This window comes from Anaerocolumna xylanovorans DSM 12503 (assembly GCF_900143645.1).
GTDB classification, from domain to species: Bacteria; Bacillota; Clostridia; order Lachnospirales; family Lachnospiraceae; genus Anaerocolumna; species Anaerocolumna xylanovorans.
In genome coordinates, this window is record NZ_FRFD01000011.1 from 17,550 (window position 1) to 33,722 (window position 16,173).

Annotated in this window: 11 protein-coding genes; all 11 read right to left on the reverse strand. The window is 37.3% G+C overall.

Annotated elements, in window-relative coordinates; all coding sequences use genetic code 11:
* Positions 1-5: 5 nt before the first annotated feature.
* The gene (locus tag BUF11_RS17880) at positions 6-917 is read right to left on the reverse strand and encodes a leucine-rich repeat domain-containing protein (RefSeq protein ID WP_073590235.1); all 912 of its coding nucleotides are present in this window, start codon (positions 915-917) and stop codon (positions 6-8) included.
* A 2-nt stretch (positions 918-919) separates the two neighbouring features.
* The gene (locus BUF11_RS17885) at positions 920-1,159 is read right to left on the reverse strand and encodes an acyl carrier protein (RefSeq protein WP_073590236.1); all 240 of its coding nucleotides are present in this window, start codon (positions 1,157-1,159) and stop codon (positions 920-922) included.
* Positions 1,160-1,161: 2 nt separating this feature from the next.
* The gene (locus BUF11_RS17890; protein ID WP_073590237.1) at positions 1,162-2,130 is read right to left on the reverse strand and encodes a nitroreductase family protein; all 969 of its coding nucleotides are present in this window, start codon (positions 2,128-2,130) and stop codon (positions 1,162-1,164) included.
* 4 nt (positions 2,131-2,134) lie between these two features.
* Positions 2,135-6,430: a type I polyketide synthase gene (locus BUF11_RS17895; protein ID WP_073590238.1), complete on the reverse strand. Its 4,296-nt coding sequence runs from the start codon at positions 6,428-6,430 to the stop codon at positions 2,135-2,137.
* Positions 6,431-6,433: 3 nt separating this feature from the next.
* On the reverse strand, positions 6,434-7,669 hold the full coding sequence (gene ccrA, locus BUF11_RS17900; RefSeq protein ID WP_073590239.1) for a crotonyl-CoA carboxylase/reductase: 1,236 nt from the start codon (positions 7,667-7,669) through the stop codon (positions 6,434-6,436).
* A 25-nt stretch (positions 7,670-7,694) separates the two neighbouring features.
* Entirely contained in the window at positions 7,695-8,690 is a 996-nt protein-coding gene (locus BUF11_RS17905) for a SagB/ThcOx family dehydrogenase (protein WP_073590240.1), read from the reverse strand.
* A complete protein-coding gene (locus BUF11_RS17910) occupies positions 8,690-12,085 on the reverse strand; it encodes a non-ribosomal peptide synthetase (protein ID WP_073590241.1) in 3,396 nt (1,131 codons plus the stop codon). Before BUF11_RS17910 ends, BUF11_RS17905 begins: the two co-directional genes overlap by 1 nt.
* Before the next feature lie 34 nt (positions 12,086-12,119).
* Positions 12,120-14,390, reverse strand: coding sequence for an ABC transporter permease (locus tag BUF11_RS17915; protein WP_073590242.1), 2,271 nt, complete (start codon positions 14,388-14,390; stop codon positions 12,120-12,122).
* 10 nt (positions 14,391-14,400) lie between these two features.
* A complete protein-coding gene (locus BUF11_RS17920) occupies positions 14,401-15,099 on the reverse strand; it encodes an ABC transporter ATP-binding protein (RefSeq protein WP_073590243.1) in 699 nt (232 codons plus the stop codon).
* Positions 15,100-15,185: 86 nt separating this feature from the next.
* Positions 15,186-15,770, reverse strand: coding sequence for an accessory gene regulator B family protein (locus BUF11_RS17925; protein ID WP_073590244.1), 585 nt, complete (start codon positions 15,768-15,770; stop codon positions 15,186-15,188).
* Between the two features lie 14 nt (positions 15,771-15,784).
* Entirely contained in the window at positions 15,785-15,979 is a 195-nt protein-coding gene (locus tag BUF11_RS17930) for a cyclic lactone autoinducer peptide (RefSeq protein ID WP_242952406.1), read from the reverse strand.
* Between the last annotated feature and the right edge of the window lie 194 nt (positions 15,980-16,173).

Genomic DNA, 16,173 nt, shown 5'->3' on the forward strand with positions numbered 1-16,173 from the left:
TTACTTTAAACTTGTTTATAACTTGTATTTATCCATACATCCTTCCCGATTACAGGCATGCACTTTCCGAATCTTACCGTTCTTAGGCTGATGCAATTCCTAAACGCATAATTAGATATAGACTTTAAATATGCCGGCAAAGCGACTTCTTCCATAGAAATACAATTCTCAAATGCTGATTGCCCAATAGATATTAAATTGTCATTAAAAATCACCTCGGTCAATGATTGGCAATTCATAAAACAGGAAGCCGGGACATTTTCTATTGCAGATGGCAGTCTTATGCTTTCAATTCCGGAATGGGCAAACGCCCCATTTCCTATTTGCTCCACTGACATATTCAGCTCCGCTTTCCTCAAATTAGCACATCCCCAGAATGCACGTATCGCGATTTTTCTTAACTTATTGGGAAATATTATTTTCTCTATCCCAGTACACATCTCAAAAGCAGAAAAATCTATCAGCTCAATGCCATCGGGCAGCCTAATCCCGTTCAAGCTTGTACAATTGCGAAATACGCCCCGGTGTATCACTCTTAATCCCTCCGGCAAGTCAACCTTTTTTAATGAGATGCAGCCTGAAAATGCACTTGGCTGTATCTCGCATATCTTTTCATTTAGAACAATTTCTTTCAAATACCTGCACTCGTAAAATGCACAGAAACGGATAATCTTTATGGTCGGCGGAAAAATGACTTTTCTTATACAAGATAAATTCTCATTATCCGCCACCATAATCTTTTCCTTATGAACCTCTTTTTCTTTTACGGATGAAAACGCATATTCCCCAACTACTGTGACATTTATATCAGAGAAAACCTCTTCCAGATCCAGGAATTCTTCTTTTCCACAGTAACTTACAATCTTATATCCCTGGGTCCCGTCATCGTATTCTAAAATGTAATCGTTATACTTCACTTTTAAAGTCCTGCCGGATTAAGTTTCTCCTCAAGCTTAGAAATGATATCTCCAACCGTATGTATTCCCGGTAATTCTGTCTCGTCTATTTCGACCTTAAAATCATCTTCTACTTCAGCTACCAGGCTCATCATATCTAATGAATCCAACCCCAAATCATCTTTTAAAGAAGTACCTTCATTAATTTCCACATCTCTTACCTGTATTTCCGATTTTAATAATTCAATTAATCTGTCTAACATATTCATTCTCCTTTATTGTTTATTTTTATAAGAATTTCTCTTATACTTTTTCTTTGCGCACACACACATTTGACGGTTTCTTCATATTGCCCTATTGCAATAATAGCAATGATGCATTCATCTGATTGAATATCTAATAATCTCTTGATTTTATTTTCGTTTTTACAAAATTGTTCCCACTGGAAGATACAGCTTCCGATACCTAAGGAGAAAAATGCCTGCATAACATAGGCTGTAAAAATCCCCCCATCAATATACCAGGCAAACATCTCATTATTCTGATAGCCGCTCACTTTCGCCGAAACAACTAAATAAGTGGAGATATTTTCTTTAAAGCCCGCATTTCCAGCAATATAACTGCCGATTTCGTCGTTTACTATTCTTGTTTCTGAATATCGTATTTTGGAAGGCTGCCTGTTACAAGCAGAGGGAGCATTCGCGGCAAGTTCTGCAGCTCTTTGGATTATCTTATCGGAAACCTTTTCTCCTGAAAAGTTTCTCACACTTCGTCTGCGTTCGAAGAATTTTTCCGGCTCAATGACCCCTGTGTCTAAAAGCTCCTGCCTGGTGTAAGTCTTTGCTCCCCCCTTATACTCCGATGTATTCGGAATAATCTTATATTTTTGATATAGCTTCCTCCTGCCGGAGACTACTTTTTCTATATTGACCTTTTTTGCATTTGAAAATTCAATATAAGCATCCAATACAGCAATACTTTCTTCAATTGCATACTTTCTTCTTCCATAGCGGTTTAAATATTGTCCCATCAGTTCGATTAACCGGATGGCTTTTTCAACACCATATCCCAGCCTTGGATCCTTATTAACCATGCCTTTTTCCAAAGCATGTGCAATTATTAACATTTCCATTTCGTATTTATCTCTGGGTTTAGAACTCCCCGTGATAAAACGCGCTGTTTCCTTTATTGCTTTTAAACTTATATGCAGAAAAGCTTCTATTTTATGTATCATATACTCACCTCATAGACTCCTTGCTTTTTCTGTCAATTACATCTGCAACCTCTTCTAAACAACTGCATTCAAACATATCTCTTGGATTAAATTCTATTGAGAATTCTGCCTTGATTTTTGAGCAGAGCATTAATAATGCCAATGAATCGATATCAAATTCATAAATTGATTGCGTCATATCCCTAACATTTATCCCCAGAATTTCATAGATAAGATTCGCCAATTTTTTATCCGTTGAATTTCTAAAAACTAAAAGCTTCTCTTTCGCTCCCTCCGAATTAGCTTCTAATGTCATATCACTGGGCAGTACGGTTTCAATTCCTTTTTCCCTGTATTCTTCCATCAAAGGATCCAGGCATTCCTTCGAATAATCCTTTACATATACAATCCTTTCATTTTCATCATGGGACTGGTCATTTGTATCATAACAATCCGCATTACCATAAAGTTGTCCCATAAATACGGCACCACTTGGTACCATGCTATCTGTACCCTCCAGAATACATAAATTGGTGTAACCATTCCTTCTAAACAGAGTCTCCCATTCACTGATAGAAATGTTTACAACACTTCCGGCTCTAAGCTTGTCTTGTTTATAATTCCACCAATCAGGTGTTAATCCTCCAATGGCTTCACGTACCGGATGTGTCCTCACCGGCTGAAGAAGGCATTGAATTCCTCCATTCACCAAAGCTTCTGACAAATTCCCAAATGCTGCTTCCATATCTGTTGTAGATTGAATGACAGCACAGGATACTACCAAGTCAAAATAATGAACAGGTATTTCCTGGCTTTTTAAATCTAGCGATATATCCAGCTTTTTGAATTTTACATTCTTATAACCTGATTTTTCGGATATCTTCCCGGCTTCTAATATAAATGGCAGACCAATGTCTGTGAACCAATATTCAACATCGAATCCTTCCAACTTCTGCAGGATCGGCCAGGTAATCGTCCCTGTACCGGCTCCAACCTCCAGTATCCGCAGCTTTTTAGCCGAAGCTTCAGCAATACTGTTGATTGCACCAGCCAGTATATTAGCATATACTCCCGCCGCCTGATATGTCGGTGTTTCATCGTACACTTCTCTTATCATTGTAAAGGAACCTTCCGGGTAAAGAACTTCTTTTCCTGTTATCTCGCCATTAATGACCTTTTTGTAGTGCTCGCCGCAGTGTTTTAGTAAATTCATATGTTTCGTGAAAGCAGGATAACTATCTATTTTACTTTTTACTTCCTCTTTCAAGTTACAGATGCCATTTATGGATTTTTCAACATGAATAATTTTATCCCCGGTATCAGCCATGTTAATGTATTGGGCCTTACATAAAAAACCCAATAACAAATCCAAAAGATTTTTATAAGTGTCTACCGGCCTTATAATGCTTATTATCTGGTCATAGCTAATACGTTCGCCTTCTTTCAGGAAAATTTCATATTCCTTAAAATAATCAGCTGCCAAACATACGCATAATTGATCATAAACACTCTCTAATTCATTTTGCTCCCAAAACAGAGATGGGTCTGTTATTGATAGAATTTCTTTTTCTATTTCTTTAAATCCCGGCACCAGACTTGCGAGGTCAATATCCAGGTTCAAAGGCCTCCTTTGCTGAACCAAATAAACCATATCATATTGGCCTTCCAAATACTTTCTTAGTTCCTTCATTCCCAGAGACAGCCCATCCAACAAGGCTATTTCCTTAACAGCAGGCTTTAATTGCTTTGGGCTGTTTACACTGCTTGATAATAATTGGTATTTTTTATACTCAAATGGATAACTTGGTAAAGCAACCCGCCCCGGTGTGGTTTTATACAGTGCCTGCCAGTTAATATCACATCCACGGCTCCATATGTTCCCTAAACCAATATAGAGAGATTTTTCAAGACTCTCCCTTTCTTCTGATACTAAATTTATTGCCCTTTGCTTTTGGGATTCTCCATAGGACTTATTAAAAAAATTGCTTAATTGCTGCCCTATGCTAATCTCAACAGCGAATAAATCAGGGGAATTACCAAGGGATTTTACAGCTTGACGAAAACTCACAGGCAAACAGGTTTGTTCAATCCAGTAATCAATTGTACATATTTCCTTTTCCTCAACCAACCTTCCTTTTGCAGAAGAAAGAAATCTTATCTTCGGTTTATGAAAGTCAATACGTTCTAACACTTTTTTAAGCTCGCCTAAGATTGGCTTTACCAGGGCACAATGACCGGCTCTCTCAACCGATAAATCCGTATAATAAATATTTTTTTCAGCTAACTCTTTTTTCAGCACATCTATATCACTTTTTATACCTGACACCATAATTCTATTCGGCGCATTAAATGCAGAAATCTCACAGGAATTTCTTAAATATCCCGCTATCTCTTTCTCATCTGCCATTACACTAATCATTAATCCCGGTTCAAGAGACTCAAAAAGCCTATTACGGGCAATATAAACTCTCAATGCATCGGATAGTGAGAAAATACCAGCAAAATATGCTGCTAAGAATTCACCTGAGCTATAGCCGAACACGTATTCCGGCATTACACCAAGCTGCTTTAAAAAATTACCCAAAGCATATTGAACGCAGAAAACTAATACCGTAGACATTAATTCTGTTTCATTTCCTTGTTCAAAAGATTTTTCATAGTCAACTTCTGTTATCTCTGATAAAAGCGCAAAGCACTCATATAACCCCTTCTCTATTACAGGATGCAGCTTAGACAAACACTTTACTTGCTTCCAACTATATTTATTATTTCCGCCAAACATAAACATAGGCTTTCTCTTTGAATCCATTCTGATTTCATCTATTGGCGAATTCTTTAATAATTTGCTCGTAAATTCCTCAAAAGAGCTGCAAACAATAGCAGTTCTGCACTCAAAGGGTTCTCTCCCGGTTTGCAGAGTATAAGCTATATCCTGTAAGCTAAGACAATCTTTTTTTTCACAATATGCAAGAAGCTGCGCTTTCTTTTTATTAATTTCTTTCGTTGATCTTGCGGATATCGGAATAACTGCAATACTGTCACCATCAACATCCTGCACATTACTATGGCCGGTATATTCTTGAACAATGACATGGCAATTAGCACCGCCTATCCCAAAGGAGCTCACCCCCGCAGTCAATCTGTCACCCTTCCAGTCCCGGTACTCTGTATTTACTATAAACTCATTGTTAAAATTCAACTCCGAATTAGGAACAACATGGTTTATGGTTGGCACAAGTTTTTTATGCTCAAGCATTAATACCGTTTTCAAAAAGCCTGCCATACCTGCTGCATAATTTGTATGCCCTATATTCGCTTTGACAGCTCCCAGCTTACATATATTTTGTTTTTTTCTATTTCCATAGACGCTTCTTATAGCTTCTATTTCAATCATATCTCCCATTGATGTTGCTGTTCCATGGGTCTCAATATAATCTACTTCTTCCGGATTAACACCGGCTACTGCAAGTGCCTCTTCTAACGCTCTCCTTTCCCCCTCTACGCTAGGTGCTGTATAACCTGCCTTTTCTTTCCCATCATTATTTATGGCAGACCCTTTTATGACAGCCTTTATGGAATCTCTTTCTTCTATGCTGTCTTCCAAGCGCCGCAATACAACAACTCCAGCACCATTGGCTGGCACGAATCCATCTGCTGATTGATCAAAAGGAGAAGTTTTTCCCGATGCTGATAAGGTGCCTTCCGCTCTCTGATAGGAATCCTGCTTTTCATTAATACTTACTCCTCCGGCAATCGCTATATCACATTCATAGCTTAATAAGCTTTGAACAGCCATGTGTATTGCTGTTAGCCCCGTGGAGCATGCAGCTTTTATAGGGATGCTCGGACCAGTCAGGTTTAGATAATACGAGATTTTAGAGGTTAACGTTCCATCAAGAAATGGAAACCTCAAAAATTTTTCTTCTTCCGGGTTATCACTTGCGAATATACTTTTCCACACATAGAAGAAGTCCGATGCTCCAGCCAATAGCCCTATTCTCTTGTTTTCATCAATTCTATGTCCACTATTTTCAAGCGCTTCATAGCAAATTGTTAATAACATTCTTTGCTGCGGATCCATCATTGCTGCGGTGTTTTCAGATATTCCGAAAAAGTTTGCGTCAAAATCATAAATATTATCTAACTTGCCAAACGCATTGATAATTTCCTTCTTATCTGTTTTATCACTGCTTCTGGTAATACAATCCCGGCCATTTTTAAGATTTTCCCAAAATTCATCTGCCGTATTCGCTTTTGGAAAACGGCAGGAATAACCTATGACTGCAATATCTGTATCTTGATATAAATTTTCTTCTGTCATACTTTATATCCTCCCTATCTGAACAGCAAATTTCCCGCCAAAATTCTTCTGCTCCAGTAGGTATTGATGCGCTTCCGGCAGTTCCTTCCATTCAAAAACTTTACTCACCACAGGCTTAATTCCTTCTTGGGTTAATGTCCGTATATATCCCTGATAATCCTCTTTGGTTCCTGCATGGCATCCCTGCAAACGCTTTTGGTTAAGCCACAAAAATCTCAAATCCAGGCTTCCTATGTATGATGATGTTGCTCCACAAATAACAACCATCCCGCCGGTCTCACAAACAAATATTGATGTGGGCAGCGTATCTGCACCAGGGTGTTCTATTACTATAGCCGGAGACTTATTCTCCCCGACAATACTCCATAGTTCTTTTTTAAACTTATTCGCTTGTATAATCCATCTTCTATATTCTTTACTGGTCAGGCCATTAATGCTTCCCCAATGGGAATATTTTTTCCTGTTAATATAACCTTTCGCCCCCAGCTCCATACACTTTTTGCCTTTTTCATCATCCGAAACAACCGCTATTGGAATAGCACCTGCTGCTTTTACTAAAGGAATAGCTGCTGTACCAATTCCGCCGTAACCTCCCCATATAAGTACAACATCTCCTTTTTTCACTTCATTTTCTTTCCATCTATGAAGCATTCGATAAACTGTAACTCCTGTCGCGGTACTCGTAGCAGCCTCTGCCCAACTCATAAACTTTGGCTTAGCAACACACTGATTCTCCTGTACTCTGCTAAATTGTGCAAATGCCCCCCAATTTCCTTCATAACCCCAGATACGGTAGGAAGGGCTAAAGCACGGGTCAATCCCTTCTCTTATCAGTGGGCAGTCCCTATCATACTGAGGACCGCCAGCGCAAATGGAGTCCCCTACCTTAAACTCGGATACTCCTTCTCCCACTGCATAAACTATTCCGCTAACCTCTGATCCACAAATATGGAATTCCTCTTTTTCATCACCATAATCCCCATTTGAATCAACTACATTTTTGGGTTGACCCTTTGCAGCCCATACACCGTTATAATTTATGCCGGCACATATATTGGCAATTAGCAGCTCCCCTTTTCTAAGTTCAGGCACCGGAACAATTTCCTCACGAAATGCCTCTAACGGTTCCCCTAACCTATTACTCCTTAAAGTCCAAGCATGCATTTTTTTAGGTACTACACTTAAAGGCGGCAATTCGCCAACTTCAAATAATTTATCTACGTAATCTAATTCACTCAAAACTCATTCTCCTTAGTAAAGATAATTACTTTGATTCATAGTATCCCATTTCCATACAGCCAAGGTATATTTGACCGCTGGCCAATTTCATATATTCCTTTAGTTTCTTGCTATTAAGATCTCCAATAATGCAGCTTCCAATATTTCTTTCCAATGCCTGCATCGTTAAAAGCTGCATCATAATACCGGTATCTAAAATCGCATAGTAATAACCCATGCCGCCATACTTAGGCATTGAAAAGCAGGGATTGTATACAAAATAAATTGAAAAGGCAGAAGAACTATATATTTCCCTGTTATTCAAATAATGAATTGTTTTGGGTATAAGAATTTTATCGAGCAGCCTTAAGCTATGATTGGCCGGTGAGTAAAAATATAAACCGCCACCGATTCCCTCCACTATATTTTCCTTCACATACAAATAGCAATCGATCGGATATAATCCGCCGGCACTTGGATAGCAATATCTCCTTTTGTTATCAGGTATTTTCTTTTGCCTTAAACCGTTCAAAACATATGCAAAATCCTTACTGCTGATACAATTGTTTGAAAATGACCTTATTGATTCTCTCCTGCTCTTTTCAGCATCCCAATCATATGCAGGCAGCGCAATCTCATTCTCCTCCCGCTTATCATTTCTCTGTTGGGCTTGTCTCTTAAAATCTTCTACTTTTGAGGCATCAAACATCATTTCTTCATCGTAGTTATTATGTGGCATAAAATATTTTTGCTGCGGATCAAAAAGTTCATGAATACCCATAACATTCGTAACCAAAACATTCTTTTCCATTAACTTTTTGATTAGTTCTTCAGCCAGGTCCCTTTCGTCTTCTTCAAAACTTCTTAGAAGCTGGTCGTATCTAATCCCATCAACTGTATAAATATAAAATCCAGGAAACAAGCTTAAATACAAATCATAATTTAAACCAGAAATAATCAAGTTTTTTTTATCGTACTTCCATTGCACGCTATAGGACCAAAAGATAATCGTTCCTGCTTCCACCATCCCACCCTCCTTCATTATTGTAACTCCTCAATCCGTCCGGCTAACTCACTCAATGCAGGATAGTCGAATATGTCCCTTATGGGTACCCGAACCGCAAAGGTTTCCTTGATCAACTTAATCATTTCTGTTGCAACTAATGAATTACCGCCAAGCTCAAAATAATCTGCTTCTCTTTCTACAAAGTCAACAGCTAATATTTGTTTCCATATATTTGCTAATTTTTCTTCGACCTCTCCCTCATAAGCAGCTAATTGATTCTCCTTTTTAGCAATAACCGGGTCCGGTAATGACTTGCGATCTACTTTTCCATTTTTAGTTAATGGTATTTTAACCATCGGTACGAAAGAGCCTGGCACCATATAAGAAGCTAATTTTCCTCTTAAGAAGTTTCTAATCTCTTCCTCCTGCCAGGATTTATCCGGATTGTGTAAAACAAAATATGCCGCAAGATACTTCTCGCCATTTTCATATGTTTTTGCAACAGCAAGCGCATCTTTAATTTCAGGATGCTCCTTCAGTACGCTCTCAATCTCACCCAGCTCAATTCTATGACCTTTGATTTTTACCTGAAAATCTTTTCTTCCCATTATTTCAATGGTCCGGTCAGGCCAAAACCTTCCTAAGTCTCCGGTCTTATACCACTTTTGTCCATATTCATATAAAAATTTTTGAGCAGTTAATTCTATGTCTCCACGATATCCCTTCGCTACACCTTCTCCTCCAATCCACAATTCACCCATTACCCAATCAGGGCAATCTCTGCCTTTACTGTCTACCACCCTGTAAGTTTGATGGGATAGCGGCCGTCCATAGGGTATATTCTTCCATTCCTTTGGAATCGGAAAATCTACTTTATAATAATTTGACCAGATAGCACCTTCTGTTGCACCGCCCATTGCATATAATTCACAGTTGGGAATTTTATTGTTTAGCATTATCGGAAGTTCTCTTTCTATCCAATCCCCTGATAACATAATAATTTGCAACGGTACATCTATGGATTGTGCGGTATCCATTTCAATAAGCAGCATTTTTAATAAAATCGGTACACTATTCCACACCGTTATATTATTTTCAAGAATAGTTTTTAACCAGAAATTCGCATCCTTACTGGTATTCTCGGATAATAAATGCAAAGTGCCTCCAGCTCCCAGTATTCCGAAATTATCATACACTGACAAATCAAAATCGACTCCTGATATTCCCAGCAAACTGGCCGAAGCATCTATCCGGTACCTTGCATTAACATCCCTAATCGTATTCCATGCACTGGCATGGCTCACTTCGACACCTTTGGGCTCTCCCGTGGAACCCGATGTCATAATGACATAAGCTGTACTCTCTGTATTCACTTCAATAACTGTTGCCAGGGGATTTCTCGTATCAATTTCCGCAATATCCAAGAAATCCACATCCCAAAACTCAATGGTTGATTCTATATCATGATTGGAAATCATAAACTTTGCATTTACTTTATTAATTATTTTTTTAATTCTTTCCTCCGGCTGCTCAACGCTTATCGGCACATAAGCTGCTCCGGCAAACAATATTCCATAAATCGCAGAAATCTGGTCTGCTCCCCTTGGAAGCATTACACAAACGAGCTCTTCCCTTTTTACTCCTTTTTCCAGCAATAAAGCAGCAACCTTCATGCTTCTATCATATAATTGCCGGTAGGTAAGTTTTTTTCCTGTATCAGCTTCACTTAAAGCGACTTTATCTCCATCCCTTTCGCATGACTCTAAAAATCCTTGATAAAGCATATATACATTGTCGCTGGAAGCAACCAATTTATCTAATGATCTTTTTTCCTGCTGCCCCTGGGGTAATAAATCAAATTGAGTATTCCGTGTATTTGCATCTTTTGCTAAATCTACCAGTCTTTGACAATATATTGTAAACATTGATTCTACCAGGCCATCAGGAAACATTTCATCAACAGAATCCCATGCCAGCATCAATTGGCCGTCTATTTCGAATATTTGGAAATCTATCCACACCTGCGGAGTTTGAGATATCATAAATGAAAAATCACCGAGGTTCTCTCTAAACTCTTCACTCAACAGCTCTGTTCCTAAGTTGCAGGCAAAAACTATCGGTGCAAAATCTCTTTCTCCTGCGTATAATGACGCTAAGTCACGCTGTACTTGGACTCCGCTGTATGCTGTATATTCCATATCTTCATAAAACTGATTCTTTATGGATTTCAGCAAATCTATAAAGGTATGTTTTTCTTTGCAATTTACCGCTAATAGCAATAAATTCGTAAAGTCCGCAACAACGTCTTCAATCCCGTCAATCTGAGTATTTCTGTCAAACAGCGGGATATTTATCAAAAACTCCGAATTACTGCTCCAATAGTCAAGCACTTCCGCATACACCGTGAGTAGAATCATAGCAGGTGTCACTGCTAATTCAGCTGCTATTTCTTTTATTCTTTTCCATATTTCTGCTTCACAGAATTTGCTGCGCCTTATATATTTAGGGTATCTTATATCTTCCGGATATTTTAACAACGGCAGCTCCGGTCTTAGAGGTAAGGTATCCAATCGGTTCTGCCAATATTTCTTTGCTCTCATCCACTCAATTGAATCTTTGGTATCAAGTGTATTTATATATTTTGTAAACAGCCATAAAGGATTAACCGGCGGCTTTTCCTTATTAACATATACGGTTGAAAGATCCCTCAAAATAATTTGAAAGCTTTGGACATCACAAATAAGTAAATCAATATCAAAATATATTTTACTATTTTCACCGGATAGTAAGGCAATTGCCAAACCGGCTACCTGTCCTAACTCCGTCTTCATCTTTCGATGGGATAATTCCCCTCTTATCTTGAGCAGCTCTTCCTCTTTGCATGTATCACTTTTCTCCCTCAAATCATATACCGCCAGCTGATCATCATATGGCAGTTCCATTATTTCCTGCCTGCCGTCATCGGTGAATCTTGCCCTTAGCATAGGATGAATCGTAAATAAATGTTTCCAAGCCTTCTGTAATTGTTCAACGTCTACATTTCTTCCGTCTATTTCTATGTATGCATGGCATCCCACACCACCCATAGGTTGATTATCATCACGTCCAATCCAATACGAATATTGTACATCCGTCAATGGAGCCTTAGGCTTCTCTGCTTTCATATGATTTTCTCTGACAGCTGTATTTTTCGATACCGTTCGTGATGCTTTTTCCAAAATGTCATTCCAGCCTTGAATAGTAGGCGCATTTATTAACTGTGGAAAGTTAACGGATGCACCACTTTTTCTGATTTGATTAATGATTCGCATTATTTGCAAAGAATTGAGGCCTAATTCTATTAGGTTCTTATCCTCCGGTATGTTTTCTATGTTTGGTAAAAACCTCATTATTAATTTTTCAATTTTTTCTTTGTCCCAGTTCCCCTTCATTCGTACACATCCTTTTCTTATGTTTCGCAAATAGTTACTCTCTATTTTTTAGTACTTCCGCAGGTGAAATCTTACCTAAGCGTCGGAGTATCACTGTATTAACGCCAAAGTATACAGCAAAAACAAAGAGAAAGATTATTGCATAGTGTAAAATAGAAAAACTCAAATCAAAACCTGTTGCAACATTCTTAACAAACGATGGCATAATCATATCCATTAAATATTTACAAATAGGTACTGACAGTATTGTCGATACCAGCACGGTAAAGAAGTTTCCGTCTAAATACAGCTTCTTAATTTCCCCATTCCGATAGCCAAATACTTTCATTAATGAAATACCAAATCCACTTCTATCAATCATCACTTTAACCATCAAATACATCACTACTACAAAAAAGACAATACACAACACAGCAATCATAACAATCATTCCCATAAACTGATTCATAAAATCTTTCGAAACATTAACCATAGATTCTTTTGTCGTTGTAGCTGCTATATTATCTGTAGCAATATCCAGTTCATCCGCTGAAAATATAGTATTGTAATAACCATCTTCTTTTTCATACATTTTTCGCATTAAATCAATGTCAGCAAATAGATATAACCCGGCAGAATATTGCACGATCTCGGATACTGTAAATTCGTATTCTTTTTCTGCATTCTCATCATAAATTATAAATTTATCGCCTTCTTTTATACCAAATTTAAGCGCTGCGGAGGAACTCATTATTATCGAGTTTTCTTCTTTTGGCACTTCCATATCAAAATATTTATTATCCTCTGAAATACCCAGCATCGTAATATTGAACGTATACCCATCAAATTCTTTCTGAAAAGTCTTCATATATCCAATATCTGCAGAAGGAATTTCCTCTTTTAGCGGTTCACGGATACTATACATGTAATTAAATCGAATATCCTCTTCATTTTGGGATATAAGATTGTTCAGCATTACATAAGTATCTATTCCCATCATAAGCAGGAATATGGTAAGAAAGATTCCAACAAACACGGCACCGCTTACCCTCAATTCCTTGATAAACTGCCTTATGCGAAAGCCATTAATAAAACTAAATTTTTTCAGCTTTAGTCTGCTGGTTTTCATTTCCTTTTGCTCGCGGCGCATCAGTTGTAATGGCTTTCTCTTCAATTTCTTATTTATTGCAAATATATTGGTCAGGAAAGCTATTATTGGAGGTACAAGTATTCCAAATACTATAAATTTTAAAGGATAATAATTCTTCATATCGGGAATCGAATACCTTGAAGCTACATCTACCGGCTGAATCCCTAACCCCATTGAGAAAATCCCCATGGCAGTTCCCATTACACATCCTATGAATGTAATAGCCAGAGGCAAGCACAAATAATGCCTTAACAATTCACCTTTTTTAATACCCAATGCATAAAGGGTACCTATCATTGGCATTTCAGCCTCTATATTATTTATAATGAATACCGATATCATATAATTGCATATCAGTACTACCAGGATTGCTATAACCATACAAGTTGTACTGGAAGTCTCACAGTCTATTGCCGATGCCGCAATTCTCGGATTGTTATCAGAACTCAAAAAGATCAGCATAATATCATTAGCAGAAAACTCTCCATAATTGTTGATAACTTTCAGATTTTTCACATACTCACGAAAATCGTTAAAACTCATCTTCTCATTAAGCCGAAAACTATACTGATAAACCTCCGGCGGAGATGATTCTTTTCTTCTTTCCGCCAATATTTTATACATATGCTCTGTGACAAAAGCCGTTCCAAACTTTGAAGTATTGGAGCCTATATCGCTAAGTTCCTGCAGTGGATCATCATAATCCGGCGAAGTACCAATACCGCTGATATTCAAGTCAATTCCGTTTATAGTAATCGTTTTTCCCAATTCATAATCGTGATTCTTAGCAAAAAGCTTTTCTAACATCACATCGTTTTGATTGGCTGCCGGACTCCCTATATCAGCTTGTTCCTGATTAATTTCTTTCCTTGCTTTATATACTCTGACTGTTCTCTCATCCGTATCCGTAAAATCCATATAAAACTGCTCTTCAATTGAAACCCCTAAAGCCCGTATTGTCTCTAAATTTTTTTCATCGAGAGGATACCTTAAAATGAATTGACCATCTTCAACCTTATTATCTAATCCATATTCATTCACTCTCACGATTACGGTTTCTGAAGAAGATGCAATGTTAATAACAATGAACAGACCTAAAAAAATGAGAATGAAGATTGACAAATAGCGAAAAATATTATTTCGTAAATCTCTTTTGATTCGTTTATTAATAATCATTCCATTCCTCCTATAGGTCTATTTCGACAGCCGGTAGAACAGCTTTATTAACATATTCATTACTTATTTTCCCGTTTTTGATATGAATGACCCGGTCCATCATATCTTTTATTGGTGTATTGTGGGTTACCATTATTATTGTCGTTCCGTAATTTTTATTTATGTTTTCCAGCAGGATCAGTATATCTTTTGCTGTTTTTGAATCCAATGCACCCGTTGGCTCATCACATAACAAAATCTTAGGATTCTTAATTATTGCACGGGCAATTGCACATCTTTGCTGCTGTCCGCCGGATAGCTGACTGGGAAATTTATATTGATGTTCTTCTAAGCCAAGAATTTTTATCAGTTCCCGTATATCAAGAGGTTTTTTTGCAAGGTTTTCACAAACCATTATATTTTCCCTGACAGTGAGGTTTGGTACTAAATTATAAAACTGAAATATAAAACCAAGATACTCGCGTCTATACTCAACGAGCTTTTTGTCATTGAGCTTAGTTATATCAACATCATCAATGATGATTTCTCCGCTTTCCACTTCATCCAAGCCACCAATGACGTTCAATAACGTAGACTTCCCGGATCCGGACGGTCCAAGAATAATGCACCTTTCACCACTGGCAATAGAAATATCAACTCCGTCCAATACTTTTGTATAACTGGCATCTTTGCCATAGCTCTTGCTTACATTCTTTATTGTTAAAAACATATTTTTTCTCCTCACATAATCTTATGAAGCACTCTATTTCTCTCGTTTTCATAGGTTTTCATTTTATAACTCTCTATTTCAGTATCCTAATAACGTATTTTATTAATAGAAGCCAGCCGGTTATCATGTTTCTGGTATACTTGCATTATTAATAACATTAAATATGCAAACTCAATTGTTTGTACATAATTAAATGCGCCGTTAAAATACTCTCCGGAAATTATTACAGACACATTTATGGCCGTGCACAGCAGCACTAATTTATACCGAAACCTGGCAATCTGCTTAGCCGTTAAGGCCTTGCTTGGACACTGCTGGGGACCTGCCAAACATACAGCAAGTGATATCATAGACAATAATATATAGTGTCGAAACCCGTAAGTACCTATATACACACTGCACTTAATCCATATTCCCAGCAGTAAAGTTATAATAACCGTTATTAGCAGACACATTTTTGAGCTCTTTGCATGATATCCCCCCGCATATTTCCTTAACATGGAATAGACAGTAATAAACATAAGCGTTGGAACTATATTACCGATAAACAGAGCCACTATACTAAACACGAATATATGTAAAAATTTTATTTTTAATAAATGAAAACCATACTCATAAATTTCCCTGTCTTCTTCTATTTCATTGAAATCATTAAGCCATTTCCGGAACATAATTTAACTACCTTTTATTTTTTTAAAAGTTTTTTTGCTGACTCTGGCATTTCCGGCTGATAATGAACAAAAACGCATGCAGAGTTTACGTTTTTCTCTGCTTCTTTGTATGCTGCCTTAATAAATAATTTTTTCATTATATTACTTACCTTTTTCTGATTCATTGTTTTTATTTCCTTTCTCTTTTTGATTTTGATATTCGCTTTCAATTTTTCCCCCATATTTTAGGCGATTGCCCAATGTAAATCAATAGTTAATGACTAAACACCAAATAAGATGTACTATTTGCCAATTTTTGTTTACCGGTAACCAGATAGTTATAAACGACTTTTCTCTCTGTTATGGGACTTTATTTTTCAATTAGGAAAATAAACATTTATTTTAGTAAATATTTATATTAAAA

What these genes read in the sequence shown, in the direction of transcription:
- BUF11_RS17905 (WP_073590240.1), bottom strand. Translation starts at nt 8,690, where the DNA reads ATGAAGGAGGGTGGGATGGTGGAAGCAGGAACGATTATCTTTTGGTCC.
- BUF11_RS17890 (WP_073590237.1), bottom strand. Translation starts at nt 2,130, where the DNA reads ATGATACATAAAATAGAAGCTTTTCTGCATATAAGTTTAAAAGCAATA.
- BUF11_RS17910 (WP_073590241.1), bottom strand. Translation starts at nt 12,085, where the DNA reads ATGAAGGGGAACTGGGACAAAGAAAAAATTGAAAAATTAATAATGAGG.
- BUF11_RS17885 (WP_073590236.1), bottom strand. Translation starts at nt 1,159, where the DNA reads ATGTTAGACAGATTAATTGAATTATTAAAATCGGAAATACAGGTAAGA.
- BUF11_RS17895 (WP_073590238.1), bottom strand. Translation starts at nt 6,430, where the DNA reads ATGACAGAAGAAAATTTATATCAAGATACAGATATTGCAGTCATAGGT.
- BUF11_RS17925 (WP_073590244.1), bottom strand. Translation starts at nt 15,770, where the DNA reads ATGTTCCGGAAATGGCTTAATGATTTCAATGAAATAGAAGAAGACAGG.
- BUF11_RS17915 (WP_073590242.1), bottom strand. Translation starts at nt 14,390, where the DNA reads ATGATTATTAATAAACGAATCAAAAGAGATTTACGAAATAATATTTTT.
- BUF11_RS17920 (WP_073590243.1), bottom strand. Translation starts at nt 15,099, where the DNA reads ATGTTTTTAACAATAAAGAATGTAAGCAAGAGCTATGGCAAAGATGCC.